General features: G+C 39.7%; 10 protein-coding genes. 7 read left to right on the top strand and 3 right to left on the bottom strand.

Annotated elements, in window-relative coordinates; all coding sequences use genetic code 11:
• The 6 genes from argB (at nt 1) to GQR87_RS17365 (ending at nt 6262) form a co-directional block, all read left to right on the top strand.
• Nucleotides 1–789: an acetylglutamate kinase gene (gene argB / locus GQR87_RS17340; RefSeq protein ID WP_158971514.1), complete on the top strand. Its 789-nt coding sequence runs from the start codon at nt 1–3 to the stop codon at nt 787–789.
• A gap of 38 nt (nt 790–827) precedes the next feature.
• Nucleotides 828–1757: an ornithine carbamoyltransferase gene (locus tag GQR87_RS17345; RefSeq protein ID WP_158971516.1), complete on the top strand. Its 930-nt coding sequence runs from the start codon at nt 828–830 to the stop codon at nt 1755–1757.
• 144 nt (nt 1758–1901) lie between these two features.
• Complete coding sequence (locus GQR87_RS17350) at nt 1902–3149, top strand: argininosuccinate synthase (RefSeq protein ID WP_158971518.1); 1248 nt, start codon at nt 1902–1904, stop codon at nt 3147–3149.
• On the top strand, nt 3149–4531 hold the full coding sequence (gene argH / locus GQR87_RS17355) for an argininosuccinate lyase (protein WP_158971520.1): 1383 nt from the start codon (nt 3149–3151) through the stop codon (nt 4529–4531). The genes GQR87_RS17350 and argH overlap by 1 nt, the downstream gene beginning before the upstream one ends.
• A gap of 9 nt (nt 4532–4540) precedes the next feature.
• The gene (gene argA / locus GQR87_RS17360) at nt 4541–5851 is read left to right on the top strand and encodes an amino-acid N-acetyltransferase (RefSeq protein WP_158971522.1); all 1311 of its coding nucleotides are present in this window, start codon (nt 4541–4543) and stop codon (nt 5849–5851) included.
• Nucleotides 5852–5917: 66 nt separating this feature from the next.
• Nucleotides 5918–6262 carry a HopJ type III effector protein gene (locus tag GQR87_RS17365; protein ID WP_158971524.1) on the top strand — a complete coding sequence of 115 codons (345 nt, stop codon included), beginning with the start codon at nt 5918–5920 and terminating at the stop codon, nt 6260–6262.
• A 38-nt stretch (nt 6263–6300) separates the two neighbouring features.
• On the opposite strand, the gene GQR87_RS17370 is transcribed toward GQR87_RS17365, so the two are convergent.
• Complete coding sequence (locus tag GQR87_RS17370; protein ID WP_158971526.1) at nt 6301–7923, bottom strand: cytochrome-c peroxidase; 1623 nt, start codon at nt 7921–7923, stop codon at nt 6301–6303.
• Between the two features lie 77 nt (nt 7924–8000).
• Nucleotides 8001–10391, bottom strand: a complete 2391-nt coding sequence (locus GQR87_RS17375) for a right-handed parallel beta-helix repeat-containing protein (RefSeq protein WP_158971528.1) — start codon at nt 10389–10391, stop codon at nt 8001–8003.
• Nucleotides 10392–10555: 164 nt separating this feature from the next.
• Here GQR87_RS17375 and GQR87_RS17380 point away from each other — a divergent pair, with 164 nt between their 5' ends.
• Nucleotides 10556–11422: a hypothetical protein gene (locus tag GQR87_RS17380; protein WP_158971530.1), complete on the top strand. Its 867-nt coding sequence runs from the start codon at nt 10556–10558 to the stop codon at nt 11420–11422.
• Between the two features lie 78 nt (nt 11423–11500).
• Here GQR87_RS17380 and GQR87_RS17385 read toward each other — a convergent pair whose 3' ends face one another.
• Complete coding sequence (locus GQR87_RS17385) at nt 11501–12142, bottom strand: bifunctional 4-hydroxy-2-oxoglutarate aldolase/2-dehydro-3-deoxy-phosphogluconate aldolase (RefSeq protein WP_158971532.1); 642 nt, start codon at nt 12140–12142, stop codon at nt 11501–11503.
• Nucleotides 12143–12147: the final 5 nt, after the last annotated feature.

Here is a 12147-nt window from a genome sequence, read left to right on the forward strand (position 1 = left end):
ATGACAAACAAACCTACATTAGTGATTAAAGTTGGCGGCGCTTTTATGCAGTCTGACTCTCACGCCTTAGATTTACTAAACACCATAGGCCAACTGCAAGAAAACTATCACCTAGTGTTAGTGCATGGCGGCGGCGCTATGGTTGAAGAATTAATGCAAGCGTTAAATTTGTCCAGCCAAAAAATTGATGGTTTACGGGTAACTCCGGCTGAACATATGCCCTATATAACAGGAGCATTAGCCGGCACTGCCAATAAACAACTTTCAAGTTTAGCGATACAAGCAGGACTAACCCCTGTTGGTTTAAGCTTAGTTGATGGTAAAATGTGTAACGCAGCTGTCATGCGTGAAGAGCTTGGTGCAGTAGGGACAGTCACGGCTAATGACCCTACTTTATTAAAAGTATTAGCGGCAACACAAATGTTACCCATCATCAGCTCGATTGGAGTCAGTGATGCTGGGCAATTATTAAATATAAATGCAGATCAGGCCGCAACTGTGATTGCCCAGCTGCTAGACGCTGAGTTATTATTGCTGTCCGATGTGCCTGGCGTATTGGATGTAAATAAAACGCTGATAAATGAATTAACCAGTACACAAATCGATCTATTGGTTAAAGAAAATGTCATTCGCGATGGCATGGTGGTTAAAGTAGAAGCTGCACTTACTGCAGCTAATAGTTTAGGCCGAAATGTGACTATCGCTAGCTGGAAAGATTCTGAAAAACTATTGGGCTTATTACAACAACAAGCAGTGGGCACAAAAATCTTTCCTTCGCTAGTTAGCTAGACTAACTAAATACTTAGAATTAAATACAAGGCACAGGCATGAAACAGGATCTTCTTTCTTTTAAAGACTGGACAGCTGAGCAATTAACCGACTTGCTCACCTTAGCTAAAACCATTAAAGCCAATCCGTCTGGTTACCGCACAGCCCTTGATGGTTTGTCTGTGGTAGCTTTATTTGAAAAACCTTCTCTTCGAACTCGTGTGAGTTTTGATATAGGAATTAATAAATTAGGTGGGCACTTAGTTTATCTAGACTCTCAATCAAACAAACTAGCTGGCCGTGAAGATGTCAAAGACATGGGTGCAAACTTAGCCTGTTGGGCTGACGCAATTGTGGCTCGTGTCTTTGCTCATAGCACATTAAAAGAACTAGCTGAATCGGCTAAAGTTCCCGTTATTAATGCCTTGTGTGACATGTATCACCCATGCCAAGCAGTAGCTGACTACTTAACTATTAGCGAACATTATGATGATTTAAGCAAAGTAAAAGTCGCTTATATTGGTGATGGTAACAACGTGACTCACTCACTTATGTTAGTGGGTGTAGCTTTAGGTTGTGAAGTAGTAGTGGTCACTCCTAAAGGTCATGAGGTTGATGGGAACATTGTTGAATTAACGCAAGCTCGTGCTGAGCAATTTGGCGGTAAATTGACTATTAGTAACGACATTGAGGCAGCCATTGGCTCACAAGTATTGTATACAGACACTTGGCTTTCTATGGGTGACGATACGCCTCTAGCTGAAATTAAAGATACCTTCGCCGGTTATGAAATTGACGAGGCATTGATGGAAAAAACAGGCGCTGATTATGTATTACATTGCCAACCAGCTCATCGAGATTTAGAGATTAGCGGTAGCTTAATTGACGGCGAACAGTCGTTGTTATTCCAACAAGCTGAAAATCGCATGCACGGTCAAAATGCTATTTTGGTACACTTACTAGCTAGCGATTTTACCCCAAGAAACTAGAAATAGATTCGAGATTTGAACAAAGTATAAAAAATAGATATACGGCAAAGGCAGAAGCAAGACGCCTTTGCCGCACTTATATTAATTTAGCAATATGTTGGCTCGCAACACGAAGCTGGCAACTGATTTTAAACAGGAAAAAACATGGCTATCAAAGCAAACAAAGAATTTAAAAAAGTCGTACTGGCTTATTCAGGTGGTTTAGATACATCAGCTATCATTCCATGGTTAATCGAAACCTATAATTGTGAAGTTATCGCGTTTGCTGCAGATGTAGGTCAAGGAGATGAAGAACTAGTTGGACTTCGTGAAAAGGCACTAGCGACTGGTGCTAGCGAATGTTATATCGTTGACCTTAAAGAAGAGTTTGTATCTGACTATATCTACCCAACCATTACTACGGGTGCGGTATATGAAGGCGAATACTTATTAGGTACGTCTATGGCTCGCCCTATCATTGCTAAAGCACAGGTAGAGATTGCCCGTAAAGTAGGCGCTGACGCCCTTTGTCATGGTTGTACTGGTAAAGGTAATGACCAAGTGCGTTTTGAGGGTACATTCGCAGCATTAGCCCCTGATTTAGCAGTGATTGCTCCTTGGCGCGAATGGAGCATGGTATCTCGAGAAGACTTACTTGATTATTTAGCCGAGCGTAATATTCCTTGTTCAGCATCACTAACCAAAATTTATAGCCGTGATGCCAATGCTTGGCACATATCTCATGAAGGCGGCGAATTAGAAGATCCTTGGTGTGAGCCGACTAAAGGGATCTGGACGTTAACTGTTGATCCAGAAGACGCACCAAATGACCCCGTTCGTGTTCACTTGACTTTTGATGAAGGTAAGTTAACTCATGTTGATGGCGAAGAGCTAACTCCTTACGGCGTATTAATGAAACTTAACGAAATAGCCGCTGCACACGGTGTGGGCCGTATCGATATCGTTGAAAACCGTTTGGTTGGCATGAAATCTCGTGGTTGTTACGAAACGCCTGGCGGCACTGTTATGATGAAAGCATATAAAGCTTTAGAATGTTTAGTCTTAGACAAAGCATCACTTAAGTATCGTGAGCAAATTGGTCTTGAATATTCACACGTTATGTATGATGGTCGCTGGTTTACTGCACTTAACGACGCACTATTAGCTGGCGCCGCAAGTTTTGCCCAAAAAGTAACAGGCGAAATCGTTGTGAAGTTGTACAAAGGTCAAGCCACTGTAGTACAAAGAAAATCGCCTAACAGTTTATACTCTGAAGATTTTGCCACCTTTGGGGCAGATGACGTTTATGACCAAAGTCATGCTGAAGGTTTCATCCGCTTATATAGCTTATCTAGCCGTATTGAAGCGATGAACAAAAAAGGTATTGCCTTCAAAAATACAGGAATAGAATAATGAGTTTATGGGGCGGACGATTTCAAGATGGCAGTAGTGCCATGTTTAGAAGGGTAAACGATTCTTTACCCTTCGACCGTGCATTGGCAAGTCAAGATATTCGAGGCTCCATAGCTTGGTCAAAAGCTATTTGTAAAGCTGGTGTATTAACCCAAGACGAGCAACAGCAACTAGAAAGTGCCTTACAAGCTTTGTTAGTTAAAGCCGAAAATGACACGCTAGATTTTGATGCCAGCAGCGAAGAAGATATCCATAGCTTTGTTGAAGCCACCTTAATCGAACAGTTAGGTGATATTGCTCGTAAGTTACACACTGGCCGAAGTCGAAATGATCAGGTTGCCACAGACTTCCGTCTTTGGTGCCGCGATCATGTTGATTTGTTAGTAGCAGATTTAGAAAATGTAAGAGCTTCATTGCTTAACACCGCTAATAATAACAAAACGGTTATTTTACCCGGTTATACACACTTACAACGCGCTCAACCCGTTCGCTACCCTCACTGGTGTTTAGCTTATGTAGAGATGTTTAAACGTGATATTAGTCGCTTACAAGATCTAAAAGCACGCTTAAATAAATGTCCATTAGGTAGTGGTGCTCTTGCTGGTACCACCTACCCTATTGACCGTCATGAAATAGCTAAAGACTTAGGTTTTGATAGTCCATGTCTTAATAGTTTAGATGCTGTATCTGATCGTGATTTTGTCTTAGAAATTTTATTTGCTGCCAGCACGAGCATGATGCATATGTCACGTATGGCAGAAGACTTAATCTTCTTCAATTCAGGTGAAGCAGGGTTTATCACCTTAGGCGACCAAGTAACCTCTGGCTCATCTTTGATGCCACAAAAGAAGAACCCAGATGCCTTAGAATTAATTCGCGGCAAATGTGGTCGAGTATTTGGTAGCCTGCAAGGTATGTTAGTCACCATGAAAGGTCTTCCTTTGGCCTACAACAAAGATATGCAAGAAGACAAAGAAGGTGTACTTGACGCTGTGACCCAGTGGCACATTTGTTTATGTATCGCTTGTGAAGTATTAGACAGTATTAAACTAGATTCTGAGCGCTGTGCCAAAGCGGCCCGTGAAGGTTATGCTAACGCTACTGAATTAGCTGACTACTTAGTAGCTAAAGGTATTCCTTTTAGAACCGCCCACGATATTTCAGGCCAAGTAGTACTGGCAGCCTTAGAGCAAAAAGTGGCTATCGAACAACTTGAATTAACTGAATTGAAAAAATATTCAGACTTAATTGAAGACGACGTATACGAGATATTACAACTAGATTACCTAGTAGATAAACGTAGTATCTTAGGCGGAACCGGAATTGCTCCTGTAAGTGCAGCTTTAGCAGCCGAATTGGCCGCAACTAGCACTAACAAGTAAGGAATATTTGTGGTCGTTTCACACATTGACAGTGTTAAAATTATACGTAATTCAGCACCTTATATTAATGCGCACAGAGGCAAAACCTTTGTTTTAATGTTTGGTGGTGAAGCCATTGAAGATGCTAATTTCGCCAATATTATTCATGATATTGCGTTATTAAATAGTTTGGGGGTACGTTTAGTTTTAGTCCATGGTGCACGACCACAAATAGAACAAAGAGTTGAATTAAGAAAGTTAGCGGCCCGTTTTCATCAAGATATGCGGATTACCGACAAGGAGACGTTGGAATGTGTAAAAGATGCGGCTGGTTCTGTACGAGCCCAAGTCGAAGCTTTGTTGACTATGGGTTTGCCTAACTCCCCCATGCATGGCGCTCAAATTCGTGTTTGCTCTGGAAATTTAGTGGTCGCTATGCCTGCTGGTGTGCAAGAAGGTATCGACTTTGAAAACACTGGCGTAGTGCGTCGTATAGACGTACACGGCATTAACGATCATCTAAATGATGGCTCCATTGTACTCTTATCTCCTATGGGTTATTCAGCTACAGGGGAAGTATTTAATTTGTCTTACGCTGATGTGGCAACCAATGCAGCTATAGCGTTAAAGGCTGATAAACTTATCACTTTCACTCATGAACACGGCATAGTGAGTGAAGATGGCGAGCTATTGAGAAATCTAGAATTAGACCAACTCTATGGCATGATCAGCCAGCCGCATTACTCTCCACAGAAACAGATTTTGCAGTCAGTAATTTCTAGTTTGGAGGCGAATATAAGTCGTTGTCACTGTGTTAGCTACCGTCAAGATGGCGCTTTATTACAAGAGTTATTTACTCGTGATGGAGCAGGGTCATTAATTTCTCAACGTTCTTATGAACAACTACGACCAGCCAATATTGAAGATGTAGGCGGCGTATTAAAACTGATTAAACCTTTAGAAGAAAAAGGGATTTTAGTTAAACGTTCTAGAGAATATTTAGAAAAAGAAATTGAACAATTTACTCTAATAGAACGTGATGGTATGACTATCGCTTGCGCGGCTCTATATCCTTATCCAGACGAAGCCATGGGCGAACTGGCCTGTGTTGCCACTCACGCTGATTACCGTGGTGGTAGCCGTGGAGAAAGGTTGCTAGAGGCGATTAAAGTACAGGCTCGTAAGCAAGGTTTACATTCAATTTTTGTGCTAACAACTGTCACTGCTCACTGGTTTAGAGAGCAAGGATTTGTCGAAGCAACATTAGATGACTTACCCTCCAAGAAAAAACAGTTATATAACTTCCAGCGTAACTCTAAAGTATTTATGCTCGCCTTATAATTCAAACCTTTTAAGGTTGAGTCTTAGACGCGCCTAACCCCTTATAATTTATCATTAGGATCAAAGATGACGATTAATGACTTAATCAAACTAGTACGTACACAACCTGAAACCATTGAATTTAGCCAAGTCATACAAGTCATTGAGCAAAATTATCAGTATACCCCGACTACTTTTACTAACGGAGGCTTAGTTAGCCAAGCGGGCAGCAATGAAGGTTCCTGTAAGATTTTTTACTTTGCCCAAATAAACCGACTCAATGCAGCTGAAACTCTGCAATTGTTTGGCAATTATTATCGTCAAGATGTTTTACAACATCCGCAAAATAGCGACCATGGCAATATCCGAAACTTTATGCTTAAAGGTTGGGCAGGTATCACATTTGATGGTGTCGCTTTAGCCAGCAAATAAGAGTTACTTAAAAAAAAGCCTAATAAACCGAGTTCAGATTAATTAGGTTTGTTCATTTTTTTGCTATATACCACTATAGTTAACAGCAACAAACCTAAGGCAGTCAAAAGCCAATAAATAGATTTATCACTCGCTAATTTGATATTCAGGATCGCAGGTTCTGAAAGTGATAATTGCCCATTTCTGCTGAAAATTTGATATTCATAACTCTCACCAAATTCAGTATAAATATCTTCAAACGGAGATTGAGCGGCCCAATAATGGCGGCCATCATTACGAACTATTTCTACATCGAAACCCAACTCTGCTTGCATCTGCTGCCACGATATTTCAACCAAACCTTTTTTGTTCAATCCTATGGCTGAATTTTGAATGGCTTGGGGTGATTGAGTATTACTTATTTCATTTCTTAGTTTTGGCCGATCAAAGGGGAATGTTTCATTCTTGACCCTTTCATCGGTCAAAGAGAAGGTCAAAAATGCAATTAAAGCCTTACGTTGGTACTCAGAAAATTGAAAATTATACTTTTCGCCGTTAGGCATTTTGGTGGCCATATCTTCAAAGGGTACATTGGCATATACGTCTATCACCTTTTCTAATGAAGTAAACTGCCCAGTATGCATGTAAGTCAATTTAAGACCCGTATTGCGTAAACTGGGGACTTTCATCGCACCATGGTCTTTACTGTCCAGACTGAGTTGTTTGCGACCTAAATCGGTATTTATTCCTTGGATACCAATGTTATAAAATTTGTTATCGGTAAATAGAGGTGGCGTATGGCATTGAGCACAGCCACTTTGCTGGAAAAACTCCCAACCTAAGTTTTCCAGATAAGGCAGTTTTTGTTGTTTGGCCATAGCTAAATCCCAAGGCGTTTGATTAGACACTAAACTACGTTCATATGTGGCTAGTGCAAAAGCAATACGTTTAAGACTGATATTTTGATCGCCAAAAGCCTTAGTAAATAAAGTATTATAATCACTCCCATCAGATAATACCGCTTGAATGTCAGCAGGCAGGTTAGTCGCTAATGCTAGAGGTTTAGCTTGCTTTAATTTAGTAATAATCTCGTCAGCAGTTTGTCCATCTTTAGCCATCTCCACATTGCTCATTAATGGACCAAGTGCTTGGCTTTCTAGTGCTCCCCCAGCTGAGATAACTATCTTTTTAGTTTTGGGGTCAATAAATTCTGAGCTCGCTCTACCATCCCAAAAATTAGTATCAGCCCATATACCAGAAAAATAGGCTTGTGCTGTACGATTAGTTACCTGTGGATTCTGTTTAAAAACACTATGGTTCTGCACTTGACCAAGTGCATCCCTGGAGACAACCCCCAGACTGCCCAAGATATCATCACTGGTATTGATTATTTTATCGAATCCTGGCTCTAGGCCAATTCTTTTATCTGCACCGTTAGCACTTGGTAAATGGCAAGTACCACAAGCAATAGAATTATCAGTTGACAGTTGTTCATCCCAAAAAAGGATCTTGCCCAACACACGTTTGGCTTCTGTGGGTTGATTTTCACTAGGGTAAGGCACTGGAGGTAATGACATATCATCAGATATTTTTGCTGCAGCTAATGAAGGCTTACTAAAAAATGTGCCTAAAACAAAAATTAACAGACTGTTTTGTAGGAGTTTTAACACAACTAATGCCATCTAAGCTTTCTTAAATTAGATCATTGTAAAACAAAGGGAATACAGTAAAAAAACTTTTCACTGTATTCCTCTTTTTGTTAAAACATTTTATGTTTTCTGATAAACAAACAGCATGCCAAAAACAACAACAGACCTCCCGCTGAACCGCCACCTGAAGAATCTGGATCAGGTTGGCTAGGAGTCGGCTCAGTAGGAATTACTGGTGGCGGAGTTTTATCGGTAATCGTGATGGTATGTACATCATTATCGCCAACAATAGCATTGGTTGGGTTACCCATAGTGATAATTATATTTTCTACTTCATTAAGAATATCATCTTGTTTAAGCGAAATATTAATACTCGCTTCTGTGCCGCTATTAATAACAAATTCACCATTCACAGCATCATGATCATTGCTGCTTGCTGTCCCCGACACTATATATGGAATAGTCACCGGATAATTAGCCGCTAATTCACTTAACGTCACAGTCACTATAGCGGTAGCGCCTTCATCAACAGTTTGATTTTGGCTAAACTCAACAGTAGGTTCAACGTCACTGGGTAACTGGCAATCTTCACCTGGCAAGCCGTAACAACCTAACCCTGTTGGCCCTAACTTACTTTCCCAGCTTATTCCTGCCACCCAATTAGCTTGATCTCCAGCAATTTCATAGGCGCCAACATCAGGTTTACCATCTGTCACATCGGTAGTGATATCGTCAATAATTCGACCCTCATCAACCGGTAAAGAATTAGCTTTTAACCTGAAGTCACTTTTTTCAACATCAATAAATGGACCATTTGTGAGGCTCACCACTAGATTATTTTGTTTATCAGATTGAGGCTCCCAAGCGTTATTGTCGGCAAGATTATTCCACACATTTACATCAGAAAATGCAGTCCCTTCAAGGTGCCAAGCTCCCATAACGCCACTTGAATTGAGCATAGTATTGTTATAAATATTGATGTCTTTACCATTCCAGTTAATTTGAATACTGCTCCATTCTGTATTCCAAATCACATTATGATGTACTTCAAATCCAGAGGCGTCGTTATCTAAATAAATTCCTGCAGCTTTAGACTTAGTACCACTAGAATAGGCATCATGTAGCCAGTTATGGTGAATGACAGTATTACTTGGTCCGCCCACTGTATAAAATAATCCACAGTCATCAGCAATAAGATTACTATGTGAGATATCATTGTATGCATATTCAGAATTATCGTTAAAACCTTGAATGGCGTCTCTACCTGCACGGGTGATAGTGTTGTTTAACACTTTGGTATTGTTACCACCACGAGCATTAATGATCGCATCGTAATTACCTAAATAGTTAAAATCGTGCAGGTAAGAATTTAATATTTGGGTGTTCTCTCCAGAATCATAAATACCGGTACCCGAACCAAAACCTACTTCGCTGTTTTCGATAATATTATTTTTAGTATTAAATTTATCCCAATCACTGCGGATATTAATACTCTGATTACCAGAAGCAAAACCAGTCACTACACCTAATGTGTAGTTACCGTATAAACTGGTTACACCGTAGATATGGTTATTTGAGGCACCATTTGTTATTTCGATTGAACCACCAAACACAGCTAAATTTTTAATCTGAATGTAATTACGGGCTGATAAATCAATGGTTTTCTCCCGTTTTCGCACACTCACTTGATTTTCTGTTGGCATTTCACCATTTGGCAATTGCACGTAAAGTTTTTTAGTTTCAGGATCAAAATACCATTCATTTTGGTAATCTAATGCTTCTTTTATACCTTGTAAGAAAAAATCACCTTTATCCGCAGGGGCATGAAATGTACGTATCCAAGCTGGATTTTTATTTAAACTAAAACTGACGCTAGTATCTGTGTTTGCTGTGATAAACGAACGCCAAGTTGTCCAACCTGAGCCTGGCTTATCTCCATAAAAATATATCGATCCTCCTTTTGACCAATCACCATCTGGTATACCTGGTGAATATTCTAGATAGGCATTATCTGCTTCATCACTACCACTTCCCCCTGTGTTTCTTAATGAATTTTGGGTAAAGGGATCACCATCAATATTATCTGGCCAACGAGCCAAGTCCATAGCTGTGTTGCCTTGCATAACAAAATTAGCCTGCCCAAGATCCCAATCTATTTGTGTAACATAGATATTTTCAGAATCTAGAGACCAGTTATTTACTGCTTGCATAGCACTAATAATGACCTTTTCATTATCATAAGATTGAAAAACGATAGGGTTATTCTCAGCACCAGAATTCACAGGCGCTAAAACCTCTTCATATACACCTTCTCGAATATTAACCACATCACCTGCAACCGCTTGCTCAGCTGCTTTAGACAATGTTAAATAAGGGCTACCTAAAGTACCATCAGAACTATCATTTCCCGTTTTTGCCACATATATATCTCTGGCGCTGGCTGAATTGGCTATTACAAACATTGCCAAAAGAAAAGAAGCTTGTTTCAAATATCTTTGCATAATTATCTCAAATAAAGGTCATAGTTAACAAATATAACCCCATGTTAACATTATTTACATACAAAAAAAGGAGTTCACTTACAATTAATGTGTATTTTGTGGATATTTGACATTCCTTACAATTCTAGTTATACATGAGCGCGTCCTTCTACGAGTAAATAAATATGCCAAAACTCCTCATTCAGATATGTTTGATCATTTGTATCATGCTGTTATCTAGCGAAAAATCTTTAGCTAAAGAGCAACCGCTCAAGATTTCTATAGCTATCTTTGAAAATATATTATCTGTATTCCAAGACTGGACAAGAAATAAACCTTGTTGGGAAGTAACAGAGTTTAAAGCAGAACACACCAATCGAGGCGCGGCAGAATTAATCATACTGTGTAAAGCATTACATTTAGGCGGACTAAAATTTGAGTTTGATATATACCCAACGCCTAACTACTCTCGTAGTTTATTGCTTTCACAACAAAAGAAAGTTCATCTACAAGCACAAACCGTTTGGCTAGATCAAACGGACACTGAGCGATTTTATGTTTCACCAGCTTTATTAAAAAAGGGAGAAATAGTAAAAGGTATCTACACTTTAAAAAATCATTCCATTATGCAATACGTGCAAAAACCGGAAGAGCTCAGTTACTTTCGAGGGGTTACCATGCCCTCTTGGCATCATGATTGGAATACAATACGTCAGTTAACTAAAAACGTTATCGCCGCCCCCTCCCCTGATTCCATTCATAAAATGATAGAAAAAGACCGGGCAGATTTCACCTTAGGAGAATTTAATCAAAATATGTCAATCTTATTAGGAGATGTGTATTTATACCCAGTTCCCAACATGAAAATAGTCATCAATCAAAGTCGACATATAGCGGTAAGAAAAGACATGGCTCATAGTTTCGAGATTAGCCAGGCAATTAATAAAGGATTACTAAAAATGCGAGCGTCAGGAATAATCAATAAAATATATAATCAAACGGGTTCTAGAAATCCAGAAATCATTGACTGGAAATTATACCTCCTACAATAATCGCGAATAAATAGGCGAAAATAGAAACAAAAAAGCCGCTAAAATTTAGCGGCTTTTATCATGAATATAAATTAAGGCTTATTTAACACCTGCAATAGCTTGTTTTGCCAATTCTGTAATTTTATCCCAATCACCATTCTTCATGGCTTCTTCAGGAGCTAACCAAGAACCACCAGCGCAACGAACGTTAGGCAAAGCTAAGTAGTCGTTGTAGTTACTTGGGCTAATACCACCTGTAGGGCAAAAAGCAATATGTGGAAACGGACCACCTATGGCTTTAAGCGCATTAACACCACCAGAAGCTTCAGCAGGGAAAAACTTAAGGTGAGTATAACCGTGATCTGCTGCAGTCATAAGTTCAGAGATAGATGAAATACCGGGGATAAGGGCAATACTTCCTTCATTACCAGCTTTCAACAAGTCTGAAGTTAAGCCAGGGCTAATAGCAAATTTAGCGCCTGCATCAATAACTTGCTGCAATTGAGCTCTATTAGTTACAGTACCGGCACCGATAATAGCTTCTGGCACTTCGTCAGCTATTTTTTTGATCACTTCTAGCGCAGCGTCAGTTCTTAACGTCACTTCTAAAACTCGGATACCGCCAGCAATTAATGCTTTAGCTAATGGTACTGCATATGCAACATCTTTTATGACTAGTACAGGAACAACTGGTCCGGCACTAAATATTTCTTCTGACGTCATTTTCCAATTTTTTGACATGGTAC

The organism is Paraglaciecola sp. L3A3 (assembly GCF_009796765.1).
Classification (GTDB): Bacteria; Pseudomonadota; Gammaproteobacteria; order Enterobacterales; family Alteromonadaceae; genus Paraglaciecola.

Coding starts and splice junctions, on each gene's coding strand:
- GQR87_RS17350 (WP_158971518.1), top strand. CDS start 1,902: ATGGCTATCAAAGCAAACAAAGAATTTAAAAAAGTCGTACTGGCTTAT.
- argH (WP_158971520.1), top strand. CDS start 3,149: ATGAGTTTATGGGGCGGACGATTTCAAGATGGCAGTAGTGCCATGTTT.
- GQR87_RS17365 (WP_158971524.1), top strand. CDS start 5,918: ATGACGATTAATGACTTAATCAAACTAGTACGTACACAACCTGAAACC.
- GQR87_RS17380 (WP_158971530.1), top strand. CDS start 10,556: ATGCCAAAACTCCTCATTCAGATATGTTTGATCATTTGTATCATGCTG.
- argB (WP_158971514.1), top strand. CDS start 1: ATGACAAACAAACCTACATTAGTGATTAAAGTTGGCGGCGCTTTTATG.
- GQR87_RS17385 (WP_158971532.1), bottom strand. CDS start 12,142: ATGTCAAAAAATTGGAAAATGACGTCAGAAGAAATATTTAGTGCCGGA.
- GQR87_RS17375 (WP_158971528.1), bottom strand. CDS start 10,391: ATGCAAAGATATTTGAAACAAGCTTCTTTTCTTTTGGCAATGTTTGTA.
- GQR87_RS17345 (WP_158971516.1), top strand. CDS start 828: ATGAAACAGGATCTTCTTTCTTTTAAAGACTGGACAGCTGAGCAATTA.
- GQR87_RS17370 (WP_158971526.1), bottom strand. CDS start 7,923: ATGGCATTAGTTGTGTTAAAACTCCTACAAAACAGTCTGTTAATTTTT.